Source organism: Serratia sp. NA_112.1 (assembly GCF_052691715.1).
The window spans coordinates 415,135-436,693 of sequence record NZ_JBQZFO010000001.1 but is presented as its reverse complement, the minus strand read 5'-3'; the positions used below and the strand labels follow the sequence as shown (position 1 = coordinate 436,693).

The window sequence follows — 21,559 nt, the reverse complement described above, 5'->3', positions numbered from 1 at the left end:
AACCGTCGCGAGACCAAGCTATTGGTCAACGCCCGCAGCGCAGAAAGCGCAGTTGACACAGAGTCAATGAGCATTTCGAGCAGCGTACGGTGGGCAAGAGCGCCGTGTCGCAGCCCGGTTAAAACAGTGTTAGCGGCGGTTGCCGAAAATGCGCAGTAACATCAGGAACAGGTTGATGAAATCAAGATACAGCGTCAGCGCGCCGACAATGGCGTACTTGCGGAAGCTGTCTTTGTCATCGGTGTTCAACTGTTCGCCCATCGCTTTCAGTTTTTGGGTGTCGTACGCCGTCAGGCCAACAAACACCACCACCCCGATGTAGGTAATCGCCCACATCAGCGCGGAGCTTTTCAGCCAGATATTGACCAGCGAAGCCAGTACGATACCGATCAGCGCCATAAACAGCATGCTGCCGAAACCGCTCAAATCACGCTTGGTGGTATAACCGTACAGGCTCATCGCACCGAACATACCGGCGGTGACCACAAAGGTGCTGGCAATCGAGCTGTAGGTATAGGCGATGAAAATACTGGAAAGCGTCAATCCGGTCAGCGCCGAATACAACATAAACAGCGCGGTAGCTACCGTACCGTTGAGGCGGTTGACCATGCCGGAAATCACAAACACCAACCCCAACTGCACGATAATCAGACCGAAGAAAGTGATCTGGCTGGAGAAGATAAAGTTAAGGATCGCGGGCGTGTTGGCAGCGTACCAGGATACAAACGCCGTCAAGAGCATGCCACAGGTCATCCAGCCATATACCTGCGCCATGTAAGCCTGAATGCCGCTGTTGGCACGTTCGACGATTGAACCATTAGAGCGTGGATATCGGTCCATGACGGTTACCTTTTATATGTGAAACAAGATTTGAATCCCCGTATACCCGTCGCCTTTCAAGCAACAGCGTTGTTACCTGCTTACAAGGCCCATCCATGGACCTTGCCCTTTCAGGGCCGCTTCAAGCAGCGTTCAAATCTGTTCCCGACAGATTTGTCGCTCACCTCAGTTACTTACTGAATAAGCGCCTGGGGATGAGCGAGCTGGGTGCCTAGCCGTAACGTGAAACTCATAGGGTATCCAAGGGATCTACCTACTGTAAGCGTACCACAGAAAGTCTAAGTCGGAAGTTGCAAAGGTATTGATTTGTTTCTGCTGTTTACCGGTTATTTAACCGCTTTATGCCAGCGTTCCGCCGCCTGACGATCGCTATCGCGTGCGTCAACCCAGCGGTCGCCCTGGCCAACGGCTTCGCGTTTCCAGAACGGGGCGCGGGTTTTCAGGTAGTCCATGATGAACTCGCTGGCTTCAAATGCCATGCTGCGATGGGCGCTGGTTACGCCGACAAACACAATCTCATCACCAGGAAACAGCTCACCCACGCGGTGGATCACCGTCGCGCGCTGCAATGGCCAGCGGCTGCGTGCTTCGTCCACGATTTCCGCCAGCGCTTTTTCGGTCATGCCTGGGTAGTGTTCCAGCGTCAGCGCACTGACGTTATCACCCAGATTATGGTTACGCACCTTGCCGGTAAAGGTCACCACGGCACCGTCGTCGTCGCACTGCGCCAGCCACTGGTATTCTTCGCCAACGTTGAACGGCGCTTCCCCCACGCGGATACGGGTATTTTCCACCATTAACCTCCGGTTACCGGTGGAAAGAAAGCGACTTCATCACCGGCACGCAGCGGATGTTCGGCCGCCACCAGGGATTGGTTCACCGCCGTCAGCAACTTGCCAGACTCCAGTGCCAGCGCCCAGCGATCGCCGCGTTCGCACAGCGCCTTACGCAGCGCCTCTACCGTTGGGTAGTCCGCCGGCATTGACAGATCGCCAGTGCCGACCAACTCGCGCACCTGGGCAAAAAACAGAATGTTAATCATAGCTCCACCTTAAAATCACCGGATTTACCACCGCTTTTCGCCAGCAGCCGCACCGGGCCGATCACCATGTCTTTTTGTACCGCCTTGCACATGTCGTAAATGGTTAACGCGGCCACCGAAGCGGCGGTCAGCGCTTCCATTTCGACGCCGGTCTTGCCGGTCAACCGGCAGCAGGTTTCAATCCGCACCCGGCTGTGTTCCGGCTGCGCCTCCAACTGCACTTCAACCTTGCTCAGCATCAGCGGGTGACACAGCGGGATCAGCTCCCAGGTGCGTTTCGCCGCCTGAATACCGGCAATGCGCGCCGTAGCAAACACATCGCCCTTGTGATGGCTGCCATCGATAATCATCGCCAGCGTGGTCGGCAACATCTCAACGAAGGCCTCGGCGCGCGCCTCGCGCACCGTCTCTGCCTTGGCGGAAACGTCAACCATATGGGCTTCGCCCGCGGCGTTAATGTGAGTCAGCTGCGTCATAGTTTCTATTTCTTCAAATGTGGCAGGAAGTTGCACGGGCGGTGACGCGCGTCCAACTGCTCTTCAATAATGCGTTCCCAGGCGGTGCGGCAGGCGCGAGTCGAGCCCGGCATGGCAAAAATCACAGTCTGGTTGGCCATGCCGGCCAATGCGCGCGACTGGAGAGTGGCGGTGCCAATCTCTTCGTAGGACACCATGCGGAACAGTTCACCGAACCCTTCCACTTCACGATCGAACAGCGGCAACAGCGCTTCCGGGGTGTTGTCCCTGGCAGTAAAACCGGTGCCCCCGGTGATCAGCACGGCCTGAACCTGTTCGTCGGCGATCCACGCGGAGAGGCGTGCACGGATTTGATATTTATCGTCTTTGACGATGGCGCGATCCACCACCTGATGCCCGGCTTCAAGCGCCGCTTCCTGCAGATACTGGCCCGAGGTGTCTTCCGCTTCACCGCGACTGTCCGAAACGGTCAGAATAGCGATATGCGCCGGAATGAATTCACTGCTGGCATGACTCATTGCTTACTCCCGTGCAATTGGAAAAATTTATCCGCCGATAAACGACAGATTCTGCGTGATGCCACTGTTGCCCTGGTGCAGGAAGTGGGTTTGCTTTTTGGTCCGCAGTCCACCCTGAATGCGATCTTTCAACTCTTCAAGCTGGCCGTCATTCACCAGCAGATCGCGCAGGTTAATACCCTGCTCACCGAACAGGCACAGGTGCAGATTACCGATGGCGGAAACCCGCAGTCGGTTGCAGCTGGCGCAGAAATCTTTTTCGTACGGCATGATTAAACCCACTTCGCCCTGGTAATCCGGGTGGCTGAACACCTGCGCCGGGCCGTCGCTGCGGCCGCGCGGTTGCAGTTGCCAACCTTGCTGTTCCAGTTGCGAACGGATCACTTCGCCAGACACGTGGTGTTTGCGGAACAGGTCGCCACCCTCGCCGGTTTCCATCAGTTCGATAAAACGCAGTTGGATCGGACGGTCTTTTATCCAGTGCAGGAAAGCGCCCAGTTGCTGATGGTTAACGTCACGCATCAGCACCGCATTGACCTTGACCTTGCTGAACCCGGCGGTAAAGGCGGCATCGATGCCCTCCATCACCTGGCGGAATTTGTCCTGGCCGGTAATGGCGTGAAATTGACGGGGATCCAGACTGTCGACGCTGACGTTAATCGCCGTCAGGCCGGCGTCACGCCAGGCGGCAACGTCGCGCGCCAGACGGTAGCCATTGGTGGTCACGGCAAGCTGGCGAACGGCCGGGTTTTCACGCACGGCGGCAATGATCTCGGTAAAATCGCGACGCAGCGAAGGCTCACCGCCGGTCAGGCGCACCTTTTCGGTGCCCAGCTCGGCGAAGGCACGGCTAACCCGGCGGATCTCATCGAGTGACAAGAAGGTTTTCGGACTGCCGTTAGGGCGATAGCCATCCGGCAGGCAATAGGTGCAACGAAAGTTACACACGTCGGTGATCGACAGGCGCAAGTAATAGAACTTGCGCTCATAAGCATCAATGAGTTGCGGCACCATAACACCTTCCAAAGTCGGGAGATGCGAGCGTTTCCACTCTGCACCCTGGTGGCTGACTTCGCCACGGCCCAAGCGCCATATTGTTCTCAAGAACAACGTAGGCCCAGAGGCTAGGAGTTTTGGTTTCAGTTCCCGCAGACTGAGTAGCCGGAACGAAACCGTGGTTTTCATCAGAATTCTAGCGCTAAACAAAGGCGATAGCCAACGCCCAATCTCGCTATATATTTTTGTATACAGCGTTTTTACGCGCTTCCAAATCAGGTAAACCATGATAAACGTCCTTTACGCAGACGAATTGACCAGAATCACGCAAATCACACTCTTTTTCGCGTTTTTACGCCAAATCCGCTACTTTATGCGGGCAGTTAAGCCCCTTTGTAAGGAAATTTATGCGTAATCGTACCCTGGCCGATCTCGATCGGGTGGTGGCATTAGGTGGTGGCCATGGTCTTGGCCGCGTGATGTCTTCCCTGTCGTCTTTAGGATCCCGTTTAACCGGTATTGTCACCACCACCGATAACGGCGGTTCCACTGGCCGTATTCGCCGCTCGGAAGGCGGCATTGCCTGGGGCGATACCCGTAACTGTTTGAATCAGTTGATCACCGAACCGAGCGTGGCCTCGGCGATGTTCGAGTACCGCTTTAGCGGCAATGGCGAACTCTCGGGGCATAACCTCGGTAACCTGATGCTGAAGGCGTTGGATCATCTCAGCGTGCGCCCACTGGAAGCGATCAATTTGGTACGCAGCTTGCTGAAGGTCGACGCGGCGCTGATCCCAATGTCTGAGCAGCCGGTAGATCTGATGGCACACGACCATGAAGGCAACCACGTCTATGGTGAAGTGAACGTCGATCAACTGACTGACATGCCGCAGGAACTGATGCTGTCACCGCGCGTCAACGCCACGCGAGAGGCGCTGGATGCCATTGCGCAGGCCGATGTGATCCTGATTGGGCCAGGCAGCTTCCTGACCAGCCTCATGCCGCTGCTGCTGCTCGATGACCTGACGCAGGCCTTGCGCCGCAGCAGCGCCAATATGATTTATATCGGCAATCTGGGGCGCGAACTGAGCGTCGCGGCAGCCGCCTTGACGCTGAAGAACAAGCTGGAGCTGATGGAGGAGAAAATTGGCCGCCAGATGATCGACGCGCTGATTGTTGGTCCGGCGGTCGATGCCAGCGAAGTACAGGATCGGGTAGTGATTAAACAACCGCTGGAAGCGGCGGATATCCCTTACCGCCACGACCGTCAGTTGCTACGCCAGGCGCTGGATCAGGCATTGATCGAGCTGGGTGCCCGCGGTTAAGGCTTTACTGGCCGCCGCGCAACCACGGATTATCGCTGGCGGCCTTCTCGACCATATCGATATAAAGATCTTCTACCTGCTTGCGCGCCCACGGCGTGCGGCGCAAAAATTTCAGGCTGGATTTAATGCTGGGATCGCTGCTGAAGCAGTTGATGCGAATGCGTTCGGCCAGCCCTGACCAGCCGTAGTTCTCCACCAGTTTATTCAAAAGTTGTTCCAGAGTGACGCCGTGCATCGGGTCTTTGGACTGGTGTTGGGTCATGTGTGGCTCGCAGTAGTCAAATGGCCGCACACCATAATCAGCTTTGGCGGAGGCGACAAGAAATTTATACCCTTTGTCTTTCAAACTACAGCGTTGTTGGCTGCAACTCGAAATCCATTGGGTATTCCCTTGAAACACCCTCTGGTGTCTCTGTGCCTTAAGAAATGGCGATAAACTGCTCACGCAACTGGTGTATCTCGTCACGCAAGCCCGCCGCCAACTCGAACTCCAGGTTCTGTGCGTGGGTATACATCTGCGCTTCCAGCTCGCGGATTTTTTGATCCAGGGCTTTTGGCGTGAGGTTTTGGTATTGCCCGACGTTTTCCGCCGCCTTGCCCTTCCCTCGGCCCTTGCCGCGATTGCCCGGTTTGCCCAACTGCAGAACATCGGAAACTTTCTTGTTCAGGCCCTGCGGTACAATGCCATTTTCTTCGTTGAACGCCTGCTGTTTGGCGCGACGGCGTTCGGTCTCGCTAATCGCCCTGGCCATAGAGTCGGTAATTCTGTCACCGTAGAGGATCGCTTTACCATTGAGATTACGTGCCGCACGGCCAATGGTCTGGATTAACGAACGTTCGGAGCGCAGGAAGCCTTCTTTATCCGCGTCCAGAATCGCCACCAGCGACACCTCAGGCATGTCCAGCCCCTCACGCAACAGGTTGATACCCACCAGCACGTCAAACTCGCCCAGGCGCAGATCACGAATGATTTCGACCCGTTCCACGGTATCGATGTCCGAGTGCAGATAACGTACCCGTTCGCCGTGCTCTTCGAGATATTCGGTCAGGTCTTCCGCCATGCGTTTGGTCAGGGTAGTGACCAGTACGCGCTCGTTGATTGCCACCCGCTTGCGAATTTCAGACAGCAGGTCATCCACCTGAGTGGTCACCGGCCTGACTTCTATTAGTGGATCCAGCAAGCCGGTAGGGCGCACCACCTGATCGATAATATCGTCGCCGGACTTCTCCAGCTCATATTTGCCCGGCGTGGCAGACACGTAGATCGTCTGTGGTGCTAATGCCTCGAACTCTTCAAAACGCATCGGACGGTTGTCCAGCGCCGACGGCAGGCGGAAACCGTATTCCACCAGCGTCTCTTTACGCGAACGGTCGCCCTTGTACATAGCGCCGATTTGCGGAATGGTGACGTGGGATTCATCTACCACCAGCAGGCCATCCGCCGGTAAATAATCAAACAGCGTCGGCGGTGGCTCACCCTCTTTACGTCCGGACAGGTAGCGCGAGTAGTTTTCAATGCCGGAGCAGTAGCCCAGTTCGTTCATCATCTCCAGATCAAACTGGGTGCGCTGCGTCAGACGCTGTTCTTCCAGCAGCTTGTTATTGGCCAACAGCACCTTGCGCCGTTCGGCCAGATCCACTTTGATCTCTTCCATCGCCTGCAGGATCCGCTCACGCGGCGTCACGTAGTGCGACTTCGGATAAATAGTGAAGCGCTGCACCACCTGCTCGATCTGCCCAGTCAAAGGATCAAACAGCGAAAGCCGCTCGACCTCTTCATCAAACAGTTCAATGCGCAGCGCCAGTTCGTCAGACTCAGCCGGGAAGACGTCGATCACCTCGCCACGCACGCGGAAGGTCGCTCGCTGGAAGGCCTGATCGTTACGGGCATATTGCAGCTCCGCCAAACGGCGCAGGATCGAACGCTGATCGATGATCATGCCCTTGGTCAGGTGCAGCATCATCTTCAGATACAGATCAGGATCGCCCAGACCGTAGATCGCCGATACCGATGCCACCACGATCACATCGCGGCGCTCCAGCAAGGCTTTCGTCGCGGAAAGACGCATTTGTTCGATGTGTTCGTTCACCGCGGCGTCTTTTTCGATAAAGGTGTCGGAGCTGGGTACGTAGGCTTCCGGTTGGTAGTAGTCGTAGTAAGAAACAAAATACTCGACCGCATTCTCGGGAAAGAACTCTTTCATTTCGCCGTACAGCTGCGCCGCCAGCGTTTTGTTAGGTGCCAGCACCATAGTGGGCCGGTTCAGATCGGCTATCACATTGGCGACGGTAAATGTCTTGCCCGAACCGGTGACGCCCAGCAGCGTCTGGTGTGCCAGACCGTCTTCCAGGCCCTCTTCCAGTTTGCTGATGGCCTGCGGCTGATCGCCGGCCGGCTTGAATTCGGAATGCAGTTTGAAAACTTTACTCATGGACTCGGCTACCCTGTGGAGATGTGCGCGCTCAGGCGGCCATAGAGCTAATGCTCGATGAATGGCCTCTAATTATGGAAAGCCCCGGCGATTTTTGCCAGTGCCCATGATACTGGATATAAAACCAGCTTCAAGCGATTCGTCGCTTTAGCGTGCGTCAAATCAGGCTGAATGCACCGTAGGGGTTACAGCCGCGTGACATTTTTATTGTCAATAACAGATTTATCCCCAAAATCCGTCACGAATTAACTTATTGATAGCACTGCGGCCAAAAATCATACATAGAAACTTCATCGATACATCAGCCGCTTGATTTTAGTTAATATATTGATAATTAATAATTTTATAAAAAAGACGAGATTGCGGACAAAGCGAACACAACCCGCGTCCGCTCTCGCTTTAAACCGGTTTTCTAAATCTAATGCACAAGGTTATCCACAGGAATAGTGGATAACTCTCACCACCCCGCCCCGGCTGGGAGTTGCAGAAAGAACGCTTTTTGCCGTTTCTGCCCGCCAAGATGGCTTTTTTAGTTATTTTTTCACAATAATATCGCTTTGGTTATGCCGATTAATGCTAAAAAGCCCCATTGCCAAAAACGGATTTATCTCATTGTTGCCGCCACCTGATGCATCTTGCTGCAACCGGCGAAATAGTTTGCACCATAAGCATTCTTCGCAGCACTGGAAGAGTGCAAAAATTGTCCGCGTTAACTTTCCCCGCTATTTTCACTTGGTCCGCCATGCCTGCCCTGGCGCGCAAAACCGTTAACAAGGCAATAACAATCCTGTTTTCCGCGGTTTTATAAAGTTGGCCCAAGGGTTGCATTACCTTTGGGCGGCAAAAGTACGTTCGGGATAAATATCCGGGCCGTAATGGCGGAATGATCCGCTGTCATTTAGCGGCACGACGGGAGTAACACAACCGCTCTTTACTCGATAAAGACTAAAGAGCGGGGACAAGCCGAAAATAACTGCGATTTTTGCCTATGTGTCACTTGTTTTACCCGAATTTAAACTGCCTGGTAAAAGGCAGTCATTCAGCACTTTATTCTGGACATTAAAACACTCGGGAAAGAAACCGCTACTGCGAAAACGGTAGTAAGGAGTGGAATACGATTCTTTGAGGAGAATGCCAGATGTTGAGTTTAAGGTCAGTGAATCAGTTTTACGGGCAAACCCATACCCTGTGGGACATCAATCTGGAGTTGCCGCGCGGCCAGTGCACGGTGCTGATCGGTCGTAACGGCGTGGGCAAGACCACGCTGGTGAACTGCATCATGGGCCATTTGCCGGTGGTCAGTGGCAGCATGACCTGGCAGTTGGCGGATGAACCACCACAAAACCTGCTGCAACAACCGGTGGAAACCCGCACCGCGCTAGGGATCAGCTATGTGCCGCAAGGGCGGCAAATCTTTTCGCAGCTCAGCGTAGAGGAAAACCTGCAGGTAGCGCTGATGGCCGGCCGCGATAAAAACCGCCGCATTCCGCCTTTAATTTATCACCTGTTCCCCAACCTGAGAGAGATGCGCAGCCGCAGAGCCGGGGATTTGTGTGACGGCGAACAACAACAACTAGCGATTGGTCGCGCCCTGGTGTTGGAGCCTGAGTTGTTGATCCTCGATGAACCCACCAGCGGTGTACAGCCAACGATCGCCGCCGATATCGGCAACGTGATCCGCAAGCTTAACCGCGAGCTGGGTATGACCATCCTGCTGGTGGAGCACAAGCTGCCGTTTGTTCGTCGGGTGGCGGACCGTTTCTGTCTGATGGATCAGGGACGCAGCGTAGCAGATGGCACGCTGGAACAGTTGGACGAGGAATTGATTAATGCCTATCTGGCAGTTTGAGGCTGTGAACTGGGGGACAATGCTTCCCCCCGTTCATTTATAAAACGCTTAAATCCAGATAGTGCCCCAAAGTCTGCCGTTCGGGTTCGGCCAGATGGGGGATTTCACCGAGCAAAGGCGCGGGCAGCATACGGCGCAGCGTGGCCAGATATTCCTGATGGCGACGGCCCGGAGGGCTGACGTCATTGGCGATCCAACCAACCAACGACAATCCCGCCTGTTTGATAGCCTGTGCAGTCAGCAGCGCATGGTTAATGCAACCCAGCTTGATGCCCACCACCAAAATCACCGGCAGTTGCTCCTGCTGTACCCAGTCGGCAAAAGTATGCTGTTCCGAAAGCGGCGTAAACCACCCCCCGGCGCCTTCGACCAGCAGCCAATCGGCCTTTTGCTCCAGATGGCGTAGCCCGGCGGAAAGCTGGGCCAGTTCTATCGGCAGCCCTTCATCGGCGCTGACAATATGCGGTGAAGTCGGTTCGGCGAAAACGTAAGGGTTTACCTCCTGGTAACTTAGCGCAACCGAGCCGTTAGCCTGGAGCGCCAGCGCATCGCCGTTGCGCAAGCCTTCGGCGGTCATCTCGCTGCCGGAAGCCACCGGTTTATAACCTACAGTACGGTAGCCTGCCAGATTGGCGGCCTGCAACAAGGCACTGCTGGCCACGGTTTTACCCACTTCGGTATCGGTGCCGGTGACAAACCAACGCTTAATCACGATAAATCACTCCATAAACCAAATGATAACTGAGCGGAAACTGCCCGTGCTGGCGGGGGTAAGCCGCCTGCAAGGCCGCAAGCCGTCGGCGTGACAGCAGCCCGGCATCACGCCCTTGGTGCAAATGGGTCGCCCCAATCCCCTTGAGCGATCGCATCAGCGCCATCACATCCGGGTAATTCAGAGTTTGCCACTCCACTTCCAACTGGTGACGGTAGTCGGCGCAGGCGGCGCTAATCTGCGTCAGCGGCAGAAAATCATTCACATGACGCTCGCCGTCCACCTGCTGCCAGGCGTCGCCCAGTTCGCCCAGCGATCCTTGTGCCAACGTAGAAAACAGGATCACCCCGCCGGGCCGGGTGACCCGATATAGCTCCGACAGCGCTCGCGGCAGGTCGCTGCACCATTGCACCACCAGGCTGCTGAAGCTGATATCCACGGCGGCGTCGGGCAAGGGCACATTCTCAATATCCCCCAGCAGATAATGATCCGCCGCCTGCTGCTGACGGGCAAATGCCAGCATGCCCGGTGCCAGATCCAGTGCAGTAACCTGTTTGCCAAGTTCACGCCAGCAGCGGCTAAAGTGACCAGTACCACAGCCCGCATCCAGCAGTTGCGCGCCAGGGTGCTCCAATCCGATCCCCAGCAAGCGCTCACCAACATCCCGCTGCAGTACCGCAGCCGCGTCATAGCTGCTCGCGGCACGGCTGAAGGCCGAGGCCACCGCCTGCTTATTGACTGATTCATACGCTGACATCATGCAATACCTCCAGCAGACGATCGATATCCTGCGGCTGATGCGTCGCCGTCAGGGTAATACGCAAGCGCGCACCGCCCGGCGGCACCGTTGGCGGGCGGATAGCGCTCACCCACAGGCCCTGTTCGCGCAGGCTTTGCGCCAGATCAAGAGCTCGTTGGTTATCGCCCACCAGCAAAGGTTGAATGGCGGTAACCGACTCCGTCAGGGTCAGCGACAACTGGGCCGCCCCCTGGCGGAAACGCTGAATGTTATCCTGCAGTCGGGCGCGCAATTCATCGCCCTGCCGGATGCAATGCAACGCCGCCTGCAATGCACAGGCCTGCGCCGGTGGCATCGCGGTGCTGTAAATCAAATGGCGGGCAAACTGCAGCAAATATTCAGCGAGGGATTCATCGCACAGTACCGCCGCGCCGCTGAGGCCAAAAGCTTTGCCAAAAGTAACCACCAACAGTTCAGGCCGGACGCCCTGCTGCCAGCAACTGCCGCGCCCCTGCTCACCGTGCACGCCAATGCCGTGCGCGTCATCAACCATCAACCAGGCACCCGCCGCGCGGGTCAAACGGTGCAGCTCCGCCAGTGGCGCACTGTCACCGTCCATGCTGAACACCCCTTCGGTCACCGCCAACATTTGGCCGTCGCAGGGTTTGGCCAGTAAATCAGCCAGCGCCTGTGGCTGATTATGACGAAAACGACGCAGTTGGGCCGGTGAGTGAGCTGCGGCCTCCAGCAAAGAAGCATGGCTGAGTCGATCGGCTAAAATGCGATCCTCTGCCTGCATCAGGGCCGCCAGCAGCGCCTGGTTGGCGGCATAGCCAGAGATAAACAGTAATGCACGCGGGTAGCCAAGCCAGTCTGCCAGTTGCTGTTCCAGCACCTGATGTGCCGTAGAAAAACCGGTAACATGGCCAGAGCCACCACTACCGACACCGTACTGCTGCGCGCCCTGCTGCCAGGCCGCAATCACCTGGGCATTCTGACTCAGGCCCAAGTAGTCATTGCCGGAAAAATTCAGGTACTGCTCGCCATTAAGCTGAATATGGCGACCATTGCCGCCCTGATTCACCTGGCGACGGCGGTAAGCGGCGCTCTGCTGCCGCTCCTCCAGCGCTTGTTCAATGCGTTGTTGCCAGCTCATTACAGTGCCGCGTTGTAAAACTCAGCGGTATCCGCCTGCATCAACTGCGCAGCCAGCGCCTGTTGCTGCTGGTTGTCGCCGTGTTCGGTTTCGGTCTGCTGCGGGTTCAGGCCCAGTTTGCGGAACAGTTGCAGATCTTTGTCTTCTTCCGGGTTTGGCGTAGTCAGCAGTTTGCAGCCATAGAAGATGGAGTTGGCACCGGCCATAAAGCACATCGCCTGAGTTTGCTCGTTCATCTGCTCACGGCCGGCGGACAGGCGCACGTAAGAAGCCGGCATCATGATGCGTGCCACCGCAATGGTGCGGATGAAATCAAAGGGATCGACGTCTTCGTTATCTGCCAGCGGCGTGCCTTTGACCTTCACCAGCATGTTGATCGGTACGCTCTCCGGCGGCGTCGGCAGATTGGCCAACTGCACCAGCAGCCCGGCGCGGTCACGCACCGTTTCACCCAGCCCGACAATGCCGCCGGAACAGACTTTAATGCCCGCTCCGCGCACCTTACCCAGGGTATCCAGACGCTCCTGATAGCTACGGGTGGTGATGATGTTGCCGTAGAATTCCGGCGAAGTATCCAGGTTGTGGTTGTAGTAATCCAGCCCGGCATCCGCCAGCCGTTCCGCCTGCGTGCCATCAAGCGTGCCCAGCGTCATGCAGGTTTCCATGCCCATCGCCTTCACCCCTTGCACCATCTGCTGCAGGTAAGGCATATCGCGCTCGTGCGGGTTTTTCCACGCCGCCCCCATGCAGAAACGGGTCGATCCATTCGCCTTGGCCTTACGCGCCGACTCCAGCACCTGCTCCACCTGCATCAGTCGCTCCGACTCCAGGCCGGTTTTATAGCGCGAACTTTGCGGGCAGTACTTGCAGTCTTCCGGGCATGCGCCGGTTTTGATTGATAACAGCGTGCTCACCTGCACCTGACGCGGGTCAAAGTGGCGGCGGTGAACCGTCTGGGCTTCAAACAACAGTTCAAGCAAAGGTTTATCAAACAGGGTCTGGGCAAGACCCACCGTCCAGTGAATGCGATCGGCCATCACGGCGTCTCCAAAAATGAAAAAAGTGTCGTCAGTTTAGATATTGTGGATATACTGTCAACCATTACGAATATGATTTGGTTTACAATTATGTCTATCACTGCCTCTGACCTTGAATTCGATCAGCGCCATATCTGGCACCCATACACTTCCATGAGCCACCCGTTGCCCTGCTACCCGGTAGAAGCCGCCTGCGGGGTTGAATTACAACTGGCCGATGGTCGGCGTCTGATTGACGGCATGTCCTCCTGGTGGGCGGCCATTCACGGTTATAACCACCCGCAACTGAACCAGGCCGCCACTCAACAGTTGGAAAAGATGTCGCACGTGATGTTTGGGGGCATTACCCATCCCGCCGCCATCGCTCTGTGCCGTAAACTGATAGCGATGACACCGGAGGCGCTGCAATGCGTATTCCTGGCAGATTCCGGCTCCGTGGCTGTAGAGGTGTCGCTGAAGATGGCGCTGCAATACTGGCAGGCACGCGGGGAGCGGCGGCAACGGATCCTGACCCTGCGGCACGGCTATCACGGTGATACCTTCGGTGCCATGTCAGTGTGCGACCCGGACAACTCGATGCATAGCCTGTATCAGGGTTACCTGGCACCGCACCTGTTCGCTACCGCGCCGCAGTGCGGTTTCGAGCAGGCCTGGGATGAAAGCGATGTCGCGCCGTTCGCCGCGCTGCTGGAACAGCATGCCGGGGAAGTGGCGGCGGTGATCCTCGAACCGTTGGTTCAGGGGGCGGGCGGCATGCGCATTTACCACCCGACCTATCTCAAGCGGGTGCGTGAACTCTGCGATCGTCATCAGGTGCTGCTGATTGCCGATGAAATTGCCACCGGCTTTGGTCGCACCGGCAAGCTTTTTGCCTGTGAACATGCCGACGTGGTGCCGGATATTCTGTGCCTGGGCAAGGCGCTGACCGGCGGTTATATGACGCTGTCTGCTACCCTGACCACGCGCCACGTGGCGGAAACCATCAGCAACGGTGCCGCCGGTTGCTTTATGCATGGGCCTACCTTTATGGGCAACCCGTTGGCCTGCGCGGTGGCCAACGCCAGCCTGTCGCTGTTGGCAGAAAACCGCTGGCAACAGCAGGTCGCCGCTATCGAAAGCCAGTTGAAACAGCAACTGTTGCCGCTGAAGGCACTGCCAAAGGTGGCTGATGTGCGGGTGTTAGGGGCGATCGGCGTAGTCGAAATGCGCGAGCCGGTAGATGTGGCGCAACTACAGCGTGGTTTTGTCGAGCGCGGCGTGTGGATCCGGCCCTTCAGCAAACTGATTTATTTAATGCCGCCGTACATCATTGAAGCCGAGCAGCTCAGCCGTTTGACCGCCGCCGTAACGGCCGCGGTAGAGTAATAGCTTACCAATGCTGGTCCAGATAACGGGCCAGCCACACCAGGCATCCCACCCACAGCAAAATAATCATCGCCGCCGCCATCCGGCCGGTTGGATTATCAATGCGTCGTTGTGCTTTCTCGCGAAACTCCACCATCAACGGTTTGGGGATCAGCCACACCGCCAGCATAATGCCCAGCGGCACGATAATCACATCGTCCAGATAGCCCAATACCGGAACAAAATCCGGGATCAAATCTATCGGCGATACCGCATAACCCGCAACCAGCAGAGCGACCAATTTGGCATACCAGGGTGTGCGCCGGTCGCGAGCAGCCAGCCACAATGCATAAATGTCGCGCTTGACACCCCTGGCCCACCGGCGCAGCCAGCCAAACCACGGCGTGCGTTTTTTGAATGAAATCATGATTACTTTATATCGAACTGTGAATGATAATTATCGCGAATGTAGCTTCGCAGTTAATTATGGTAACTCATAGATCAGGCTACTGGCGAGATACAATGCAGCTTGTGTTGTTCCGGCAAAACAGTCTAGCTTAGGGGCTCTGCTTTTACCGACAACAGGGAATCACCATGACTTTTCGTTTGTACAGCAATGAGTTGCAGGACGGCGCAAAAATGCCGGAGCGTCAGGTGTTTAACGGCATGGGCTATCACGGTAATAATCTGTCACCCCATCTGGCCTGGGATGGCGTGCCGGAAGGCACCAAGAGTTTCGTGATTTCGGTATACGATCCCGATGCCCCAACCGGCTCCGGCTGGTGGCACTGGGTGGTGGCCAATATCCCGGCGGCAACGCGTGAACTGCCGGCCGGTGCAGGCTCCGGCAAAGGCGGTTTACCGGCCGGTGCTATTGAGACCCGCACCGACTTTGGTTCTGCCGGTTACGGCGGCGCGGCCCCACCGCAGGGCGAAAGTCACCGCTATCACTTCACCGTGCATGCGCTGGACGTAGAGAGCATTGAGGTGGATGAAGGCTCCAGCGGCGCACTGGTTGGTTTTAACGTGCACTTCCATAGCCTCGGCAGCGCTACGCTGACGGTGAAATACAGCTGATTTTTTGGCAAAAAAAGGGGCGAATGTCTTCGCCCCCAAGTTTTACTTAGCCAAAATACTTACCCACATCGGGCCCTTGCCTACCGGGTACCGTGCCAATGTGGTCAGCTTGCCGCTGGCCTGATCAATCTCATACACCCCAATATGACCGGACTTCTGGCCGGATGAAATCAGGAAGCGACCACTGTGGTCGATATTGAAGCCGCGCGGCTGCTCTTCGGTCGGATGATAACCCACCACCGATAAGGTGCTGCCATCTTCGGACACGCTGAAAATAGTCAGGATACTCGCGGTGCGGTCACTGGTGTACAGGTAGCGGCCGTTCGGCGTGATATGAATATCCGCCGCCCAGCGGGTGCCATTGAAATCAGCCGGCATGATATCCAGCGTTTGCACCAGAGTATATTTGCCGCCGTTTTCGCTGATGGCAAGCACGTCTACCGTTCCATCCAACTCATTGACGCAGTACGCATATTTGTCGTTATGGTGGAATGCCATATGACGTGGGCCGGCACCACTGGCAGTCGCCACCGCTTCCTGGCTGTGTGGCGTCAGTTCGCCTTGCAAGTCCAGATTAAACAGGCGGATGCGATCTTCTTTCAGACAGGGGACTAGCAACAGTTGATTGGTCGGGTCGATATTGGCCGAGTGCGGAGCGGTCAAACCGTCGATCTGCTGGATAGGCGCTACCACCACGCCGTCATGGCCGATAGGGCTGACGCTGGCGCAGTTGCCGCTGTAAGAAGCGGAAAACAGATAGCGCCCCTGCAAATCGGTAGAAATATGGGTCGGACTGCCAGGCAAGGGAGCCATACCGGCCTGTTGCAATCTGCCGTCCAACTCAATGCGATAGCTGACAATACCGAAAGCCGGGCGCACACCCACGTACAGATGCGTTCTGTCCGGGTGGATCGCCATCGGTTGCACCTGGCCCGGGGCCTCGACGGTTTGCAGCAGCTCTAACGCACCCGCGTCGCTTAACTGCCACACGTGAATTTGTTGGCTTTCCGGGCTGGCGACATAAACGATTTGCTTCATGTATTCTCCTTGAACAGGGTAAAAGAGAAACCGGTTTCAGGTTTTTCGGTTTCCCCTAGCTTACCTCACATCCGTGACGCGTTGCAGATGAAATCTGTGCGGTTTTATCCGTCGCTTATCCGGTGTACTATCGGTTTAATTTTGTTGCTAACGATAATGAGATCCCTATGAGCTACCGCGTCATTGCCCTCGATCTGGATGGCACCTTGCTGGACAACCAAAAACGCATTTTACCGCAGTCGCTGGCAGCCCTGGCCCAGGCGCGCGCCGCCGGCATCAAGGTAGTGGTAGTCACCGGTCGCCATCATGTGGCGATCCACCCGTTCTATCAGGCGCTGGAGATAGACACTCCGGCAATCTGCTGTAACGGCACCTATTTGTATGACTTCCAGCAGAAAAAAGTGCTGGCGGCCGATCCGCTGGAAAAAGATCAGGCCAAGCTGGTGTTGCAGATGCTGAAACAAAGCGACATTCATGGCCTGATGTACGTAGACGACGCCATGCTGTATCAGGAGCCGAGCGGTCACGTCATCCGTTCATTGGCCTGGGCCGAAACCCTGCCACCGGCGCAACGCCCAACGCTGTTGCAGGTTAACAGCCTGGTTCAGGCGGCCGATGATGCGCAGTCGATCTGGAAGTTCGCCACCTCGCACGCCGATATTCCTGCGCTGCGTAGCTTTGCCGAAACGGTAGAAAAAGAGCTGGGGCTGGCCTGCGAATGGTCGTGGCACGATCAGGTCGATATTGCCAAAGGCGGTAACAGCAAAGGAAAACGCCTGCAGCAATGGGTAGAGTCGCAGGGTTTAAGCATGAGCCAGGTGGTGGCCTTCGGGGATAACTACAACGATCTCAGCATGCTGGAAGCGGTAGGCCTGGGCGTCGCGATGGGCAATGCCGATGACGCCATCAAACAACGTGCCGATCTGGTGATTGCCGATCACCTGCAGCCAGGCATTGCCGAAGTCATCCGCACTCGCGTCTTGGGTCAGTAATGCCATTGCCCTCCCCACCGGGAGGGCCGAATTCAACGCGCTTCGCGGCTGATCGACACGCTTTTCACCTGCGCATACAGCCACTGCCCCGGCCGGATCGCCAGTTCGTCTCGCGCCCACGGCGTAATCCGCGCCCACAGTACGCTTTCTCCTACCGCCAGCTTCACCTCCACCTGCCCGTCAACCTCCAGGCACTCGGTCACCCTGGCCGGCAAGACGTTGCGGATACTGCTGTTGACCGGCGGTTGCAACGCCAGCGAAACATCGGCGGCGTTGATACGGATACGCAGTTGGGCACCCAGGGCGGCGTCGACACCGCTGACCCACAAACGTTGATCACCCAGTGCCAGCGCCGTCATCGCATAACGCGTGTGATGTTCAATCACGCTGACGCGTAACACGCTGCTCTGATCCTCTCGCTGCAACCAGGGCCGCAATGCGCTGCTGGCCCACACTTCTTCCAGCCCGCCGAACGCTCTCACCTGGCCGCTATCGAGCACCACCACCTGTTCCGCCAGGCGCAGAATTTCGTCCATGCTGTGGCTGACGTAGAGAATGGGGATATTAACGTCCTGCGCCAAGCGTTCCAGATAGGGCAACAGTTCGCGCTTGCGTGGCATGTCTAGCGAGGCCAGCGGCTCGTCCATTAACAGCAACTCCGGCGCGGTCAGCAAGGCGCGACCAATCGCCACCCGCTGTTTTTCACCGCCAGACAGCGTCAACGGTAGACGATTAAGCAACGGACCGATGCCCAGCAGCTCGACAATACTGTCGAACTGCGCGCGCATACCGGCCGCCATACCGTATTGCAGGTTGCCGCGCACCCGGTAATGCGGGAAAAGACGCGCGTCCTGAAACACGTAGCCAATGCGGCGTTTTTCCGGCGGCAGGCACAGGCCACGCTCGGTATCCACCAGCGTGCGGCCATTGAGCACGATACGCCCCTGCTGTAAGCGGGTCAGGCCACCGATGGCATTGATTAGTGAGGTTTTACCGGCGCCGGACAGGCCAAAAATCGCGGTAATGCCCTGAGCAGGCAGCTCGGCGCGCACGTTGAGGTTCAGATCGCCAAGGCGTTGGGAAAAATCCAGCTCCAGCATTTATACACCCATCCGTTTGCGTCCCCAGCGGGCCAGCCACTCGGAAACCATCAGTGAAACCAGTGACAGCACAATGGCAATCACGCACAGGCGTGCGGCGGCAGATTCCGCCCCCGGCGTTTCAATCAGGGTATACATTGCCGACGGGATGGTACGCGTCTCGCCGGGAATATTGGAAACAAAGGTAATGGTAGCGCCGAACTCACCCAGCGAACGGGCAAAACCCAGCACTACGCCAACGATCAATCCCGGTAGCGAGAGCGGCAAGGTAATGGTAAAAAATACCCGCCATGGGTTGGCACCAAGACTACGGGCCGCCTGTTCCAGACGAGTATCTACCGCCTCCAGCGCCAGCCGGATGGCGCGTACCATCAACGGAAACGCCATCACTGCGGAAGCCAGTGCGGCACCGCGCCAGCTAAAGCTGAAACTGAAACCGAACAAGTGGTACAGCCATTCACCGACCACCCCGCGCCGCCCCATGGAGATCAGCAATAAATAGCCCACCACCACCGGCGGCAGCACCAGCGGCAGGTGAATAATACCGTCCAGGAGCGACTTGCCGGGAAACTGACAGCGGACCAACACCCAGGCCATCAGAATGCCAAAAGGTAAACTGAACACCACTGCAACGGAGGACACTTTCAGGCTCAGCTCAACCGCCTGCCACTCGTACTCACTCAAAATCATTTACGCGGGGAGAATCCATAATGTTTGAAAATAGCCGCCGCTTCCGGGCTCTTCAGGTAGCTGTAGAACGCGCTGGCGGCCGGTGTTTGATGACCTTTCACGATGGCCATCGGGTATTCAACCGGTTTGTGACTGTCTTCCGGGAAGATGGCCACTACGCTGACTTTATCACTGGCTACCGCGTCTGAGCCATAAACAATGCCCAGCGGCGCTTCACCACGCTCCACCAACGTCATGGCACTGCGTACGTTGTTGGCACGTGCCAGTTTAGGCTCCAGGGCAGTCCAGGCCCCCAGATTTTGCAGTGCTTCCTTGGCATAGATACCGGCCGGTACGTGATCCGGGTCGCCTACCGACAGGCGGCCACCATTGAGCAGCTTCGTCCAGTCAGTCTGCTTATCGAGCGTAATTTTAGCCTGTTTGGCATCTTTGGCAGCGATCAGCACCAATTCGTTACCCAGTAAGGTATAGCGGGTGTCTTTGACCATCTGCTGTTTGTCGATGGCATAATCCATCCACTGCTGATCGGCGGAGATGAACAAATCGGCCGGAGCGCCCTGCTCTATCTGGCGTGCCAGCGTGGAAGAAGAAGCGAATGAGGAGACGACCTGAACATCCTTGCCCTTCTGGTACTCCGTTGCGATGTCCTGCAAGGCGTTAGTCAACGACGCCGCTGCAAAAACGGTCACTTTTTCCGCCGCAGAAGCCTGCATAACCATACCGGACATCAATACGATACCGCCGACCCACTTGGTCCATTGCTGTTTCATTGTTTTCTCCGCAAGTTAACGTGCATTATCACCCTTCGTTATATAAAAAATAATATAACGTCGCACAGAAGCTTGTCATGCGGTTTATCGGCACAGTGGGAGATAACTTGAGAAATACCCGCCGAACCACGCCGGCGGGTATATACCCGTCATCTTTCAAGCTGCAGCGTTGTTATCTGCACTTGCTCACCCCAGGCACGATCTCGAGTAAGTGCCTGGAGATGGGCAAGCTGGCCGCCTAGCTGCAACTTGAAAGCTATAGAGTATAGAAGAGAGGTGGTACTAGGTGCGGTTCTCTTTAGCATGGCCCGCTTTGGAGAAGACGTTGAACACCTCGCCCAAACCGTAGATCAAACCGAGAATGATGGCCATGACAATTGGCACCATCACTACGGCAAACAGCAAACTTATCAATAAATCCATCATGATAGCCTCACTTAACTGCCATTGAGCGGTAATTAACACCGCTATCTGTGTTTTACTTTAAACCAAAATACACACTAAAACGTGGTTATTTTAAAGACAGGGCGAAATTTGTAACCGGCCAAACGTGCCATTTGGCGCTTTGCCCACAAATCAGCGACAATAACCCTTTTGCAGCCGACAGGACGTGTTATGCAGGCCGAAATTCTTCTTACTCTAAAACTCCAGCAAAAACTGTTCGCCGATCCGCGCCGTATCGCGCTGCTTAAGCAGGTCCGACACACCGGCTCCATCAGTCAGGGGGCTAAATTGGCAGGCATCAGCTATAAGAGTGCCTGGGACGCGATTAACGAAATGAACCAATTGGCAGAGCAGACAGTGGTGGAACGCGCTACCGGCGGCAAAGGCGGCGGCGGTGCCCAGGTAACCCATTATGGTGAGCGGCTGATCCAGCTTTACGATCTGCTGGGGCAGATTCAGCAAAAAGCCTTCGACGTACTGCAGCAAGACAACCTGCCTCTCGACAGCCTGCTGGCGGCCATCTCACGTTTTTCGCTGCAAACCAGCGCGCGCAACCAATTTTTCGGTACGGTGATCGAACGCGACCATCAGCAAGTGCAGCAACATCTGGATATTTTACTTAATGACGGCAAAACCCGCCTCAGCGCAGCCATTACCCAACAAAGCGCCGATCGGCTGCAGCTCTCGCCCGGCAAGGAAGTGCTGGCGCTGATTAAAGCGCCGTGGGTAAAGCTGAGCACCGATCCGGCACTGGCCGGCGCGGCAGACAACTCACTGTCAGGCATGGTGGCCAGTATCCAGCCAGGTGCCGATCACAGCGAAGTTTTGGTCAGGCTAACCGGGGGCGAAATCCTGTGCTCCACCCTGACCACCCCGGAGTTACAGCAGCTTAAACTGCAGCCCGGCAGCGCGGTATACGCCTTGTTTAACGCCGATCGGGTGATTGTCGCCACGTTGTGTTAAACGCAACGTAACGTTGCAT

24 protein-coding genes and 1 riboswitch are annotated in these 21,559 nt (G+C 56.4%); of the genes, 6 read left to right on the top strand and 18 right to left on the bottom strand.

The window, feature by feature from the left end:
• Positions 1 to 129: 129 nt before the first annotated feature.
• From ACUTQ5_RS02190 to moaA, 6 genes are all read right to left on the bottom strand, one after another.
• Positions 130 to 840: a Bax inhibitor-1/YccA family protein gene (locus tag ACUTQ5_RS02190; protein WP_445649878.1), complete on the bottom strand. Its 711-nt coding sequence runs from the start codon at positions 838 to 840 to the stop codon at positions 130 to 132.
• A 326-nt stretch (positions 841 to 1,166) separates the two neighbouring features.
• The gene (gene moaE, locus ACUTQ5_RS02185; RefSeq protein WP_174353495.1) at positions 1,167 to 1,634 is read right to left on the bottom strand and encodes a molybdopterin synthase catalytic subunit MoaE; all 468 of its coding nucleotides are present in this window, start codon (positions 1,632 to 1,634) and stop codon (positions 1,167 to 1,169) included.
• Between the two features lie 2 nt (positions 1,635 to 1,636).
• Positions 1,637 to 1,882 carry a molybdopterin synthase sulfur carrier subunit gene (gene moaD, locus ACUTQ5_RS02180; RefSeq protein ID WP_012005757.1) on the bottom strand — a complete coding sequence of 82 codons (246 nt, stop codon included), beginning with the start codon at positions 1,880 to 1,882 and terminating at the stop codon, positions 1,637 to 1,639.
• Positions 1,879 to 2,358, bottom strand: a complete 480-nt coding sequence (gene moaC, locus ACUTQ5_RS02175) for a cyclic pyranopterin monophosphate synthase MoaC (RefSeq protein ID WP_126481028.1) — start codon at positions 2,356 to 2,358, stop codon at positions 1,879 to 1,881. The genes moaD and moaC overlap by 4 nt, the downstream gene beginning before the upstream one ends.
• A 5-nt stretch (positions 2,359 to 2,363) precedes the next feature.
• On the bottom strand, positions 2,364 to 2,876 hold the full coding sequence (moaB, locus tag ACUTQ5_RS02170; protein WP_445649877.1) for a molybdenum cofactor biosynthesis protein B: 513 nt from the start codon (positions 2,874 to 2,876) through the stop codon (positions 2,364 to 2,366).
• Between the two features lie 27 nt (positions 2,877 to 2,903).
• The gene (moaA, locus tag ACUTQ5_RS02165; protein WP_012005754.1) at positions 2,904 to 3,887 is read right to left on the bottom strand and encodes a GTP 3',8-cyclase MoaA; all 984 of its coding nucleotides are present in this window, start codon (positions 3,885 to 3,887) and stop codon (positions 2,904 to 2,906) included.
• A riboswitch (molybdenum cofactor riboswitch) is annotated at positions 3,877 to 4,019 on the bottom strand. (Overlaps the previous gene by 11 nt.)
• Before the next feature lie 260 nt (positions 4,020 to 4,279).
• Between moaA and yvcK the strand changes: the two genes are divergently transcribed.
• Positions 4,280 to 5,197 carry a uridine diphosphate-N-acetylglucosamine-binding protein YvcK gene (yvcK, locus tag ACUTQ5_RS02160; protein WP_445649876.1) on the top strand — a complete coding sequence of 306 codons (918 nt, stop codon included), beginning with the start codon at positions 4,280 to 4,282 and terminating at the stop codon, positions 5,195 to 5,197.
• 4 nt (positions 5,198 to 5,201) lie between these two features.
• Here the strand turns inward: yvcK and ACUTQ5_RS02155 are convergent, their stop codons facing one another.
• Positions 5,202 to 5,459 carry a VF530 family protein gene (locus ACUTQ5_RS02155; protein ID WP_445649875.1) on the bottom strand — a complete coding sequence of 86 codons (258 nt, stop codon included), beginning with the start codon at positions 5,457 to 5,459 and terminating at the stop codon, positions 5,202 to 5,204.
• Positions 5,460 to 5,616: 157 nt separating this feature from the next.
• Positions 5,617 to 7,629 carry an excinuclease ABC subunit UvrB gene (uvrB, locus tag ACUTQ5_RS02150; protein ID WP_445649874.1) on the bottom strand — a complete coding sequence of 671 codons (2,013 nt, stop codon included), beginning with the start codon at positions 7,627 to 7,629 and terminating at the stop codon, positions 5,617 to 5,619.
• A gap of 1,138 nt (positions 7,630 to 8,767) precedes the next feature.
• Between uvrB and ACUTQ5_RS02145 the strand changes: the two genes are divergently transcribed.
• Positions 8,768 to 9,478, top strand: coding sequence for an ATP-binding cassette domain-containing protein (locus ACUTQ5_RS02145; protein WP_261107629.1), 711 nt, complete (start codon positions 8,768 to 8,770; stop codon positions 9,476 to 9,478).
• Between the two features lie 37 nt (positions 9,479 to 9,515).
• Here ACUTQ5_RS02145 and bioD read toward each other — a convergent pair whose 3' ends face one another.
• The 4 genes from bioD to bioB are packed head-to-tail and all read right to left on the bottom strand — an operon-like array spanning position 9,516 to position 13,122.
• The gene (bioD, locus tag ACUTQ5_RS02140) at positions 9,516 to 10,190 is read right to left on the bottom strand and encodes a dethiobiotin synthase (protein WP_445649873.1); all 675 of its coding nucleotides are present in this window, start codon (positions 10,188 to 10,190) and stop codon (positions 9,516 to 9,518) included.
• Positions 10,183 to 10,950 (bottom strand): malonyl-ACP O-methyltransferase BioC, encoded by a 768-nt coding sequence (gene bioC, locus ACUTQ5_RS02135; RefSeq protein WP_445649872.1) that lies wholly within the window; start codon positions 10,948 to 10,950, stop codon positions 10,183 to 10,185. The genes bioD and bioC overlap by 8 nt, the downstream gene beginning before the upstream one ends.
• Positions 10,934 to 12,085 carry an 8-amino-7-oxononanoate synthase gene (gene bioF, locus ACUTQ5_RS02130; protein WP_445649871.1) on the bottom strand — a complete coding sequence of 384 codons (1,152 nt, stop codon included), beginning with the start codon at positions 12,083 to 12,085 and terminating at the stop codon, positions 10,934 to 10,936. The genes bioC and bioF overlap by 17 nt, the downstream gene beginning before the upstream one ends.
• On the bottom strand, positions 12,085 to 13,122 hold the full coding sequence (bioB, locus tag ACUTQ5_RS02125) for a biotin synthase BioB (RefSeq protein ID WP_445649870.1): 1,038 nt from the start codon (positions 13,120 to 13,122) through the stop codon (positions 12,085 to 12,087). Before bioB ends, bioF begins: the two co-directional genes overlap by 1 nt.
• 90 nt (positions 13,123 to 13,212) lie before the next feature.
• Here bioB and bioA point away from each other — a divergent pair, with 90 nt between their 5' ends.
• The gene (bioA, locus tag ACUTQ5_RS02120) at positions 13,213 to 14,487 is read left to right on the top strand and encodes an adenosylmethionine--8-amino-7-oxononanoate transaminase (RefSeq protein WP_445649869.1); all 1,275 of its coding nucleotides are present in this window, start codon (positions 13,213 to 13,215) and stop codon (positions 14,485 to 14,487) included.
• 4 nt (positions 14,488 to 14,491) lie between these two features.
• Here the strand turns inward: bioA and ACUTQ5_RS02115 are convergent, their stop codons facing one another.
• Positions 14,492 to 14,893, bottom strand: a complete 402-nt coding sequence (locus ACUTQ5_RS02115) for a YkvA family protein (RefSeq protein WP_445649868.1) — start codon at positions 14,891 to 14,893, stop codon at positions 14,492 to 14,494.
• Between the two features lie 167 nt (positions 14,894 to 15,060).
• Here ACUTQ5_RS02115 and ACUTQ5_RS02110 point away from each other — a divergent pair, with 167 nt between their 5' ends.
• Positions 15,061 to 15,543 carry a kinase inhibitor gene (locus ACUTQ5_RS02110; RefSeq protein WP_445649867.1) on the top strand — a complete coding sequence of 161 codons (483 nt, stop codon included), beginning with the start codon at positions 15,061 to 15,063 and terminating at the stop codon, positions 15,541 to 15,543.
• 42 nt (positions 15,544 to 15,585) lie between these two features.
• Here ACUTQ5_RS02110 and pgl read toward each other — a convergent pair whose 3' ends face one another.
• The gene (gene pgl, locus ACUTQ5_RS02105) at positions 15,586 to 16,581 is read right to left on the bottom strand and encodes a 6-phosphogluconolactonase (protein ID WP_445649866.1); all 996 of its coding nucleotides are present in this window, start codon (positions 16,579 to 16,581) and stop codon (positions 15,586 to 15,588) included.
• Positions 16,582 to 16,748: 167 nt separating this feature from the next.
• Between pgl and ACUTQ5_RS02100 the strand changes: the two genes are divergently transcribed.
• The gene (locus tag ACUTQ5_RS02100; protein WP_445649865.1) at positions 16,749 to 17,573 is read left to right on the top strand and encodes a pyridoxal phosphatase; all 825 of its coding nucleotides are present in this window, start codon (positions 16,749 to 16,751) and stop codon (positions 17,571 to 17,573) included.
• Between the two features lie 32 nt (positions 17,574 to 17,605).
• Here the strand turns inward: ACUTQ5_RS02100 and modC are convergent, their stop codons facing one another.
• The 4 genes from modC to ACUTQ5_RS02080 form a co-directional block, all read right to left on the bottom strand.
• Positions 17,606 to 18,673: a molybdenum ABC transporter ATP-binding protein ModC gene (gene modC, locus ACUTQ5_RS02095; RefSeq protein ID WP_445649864.1), complete on the bottom strand. Its 1,068-nt coding sequence runs from the start codon at positions 18,671 to 18,673 to the stop codon at positions 17,606 to 17,608.
• On the bottom strand, positions 18,674 to 19,363 hold the full coding sequence (modB, locus tag ACUTQ5_RS02090; RefSeq protein WP_445649863.1) for a molybdate ABC transporter permease subunit: 690 nt from the start codon (positions 19,361 to 19,363) through the stop codon (positions 18,674 to 18,676).
• Entirely contained in the window at positions 19,360 to 20,133 is a 774-nt protein-coding gene (modA, locus tag ACUTQ5_RS02085) for a molybdate ABC transporter substrate-binding protein (protein WP_445649862.1), read from the bottom strand. The genes modB and modA overlap by 4 nt, the downstream gene beginning before the upstream one ends.
• 282 nt (positions 20,134 to 20,415) lie before the next feature.
• Entirely contained in the window at positions 20,416 to 20,559 is a 144-nt protein-coding gene (locus tag ACUTQ5_RS02080; protein ID WP_445649861.1) for an AcrZ family multidrug efflux pump-associated protein, read from the bottom strand.
• Between the two features lie 189 nt (positions 20,560 to 20,748).
• Between ACUTQ5_RS02080 and modE the strand changes: the two genes are divergently transcribed.
• Positions 20,749 to 21,540, top strand: a complete 792-nt coding sequence (gene modE, locus ACUTQ5_RS02075) for a molybdenum-dependent transcriptional regulator (protein ID WP_445649860.1) — start codon at positions 20,749 to 20,751, stop codon at positions 21,538 to 21,540.
• Positions 21,541 to 21,559: the final 19 nt, after the last annotated feature.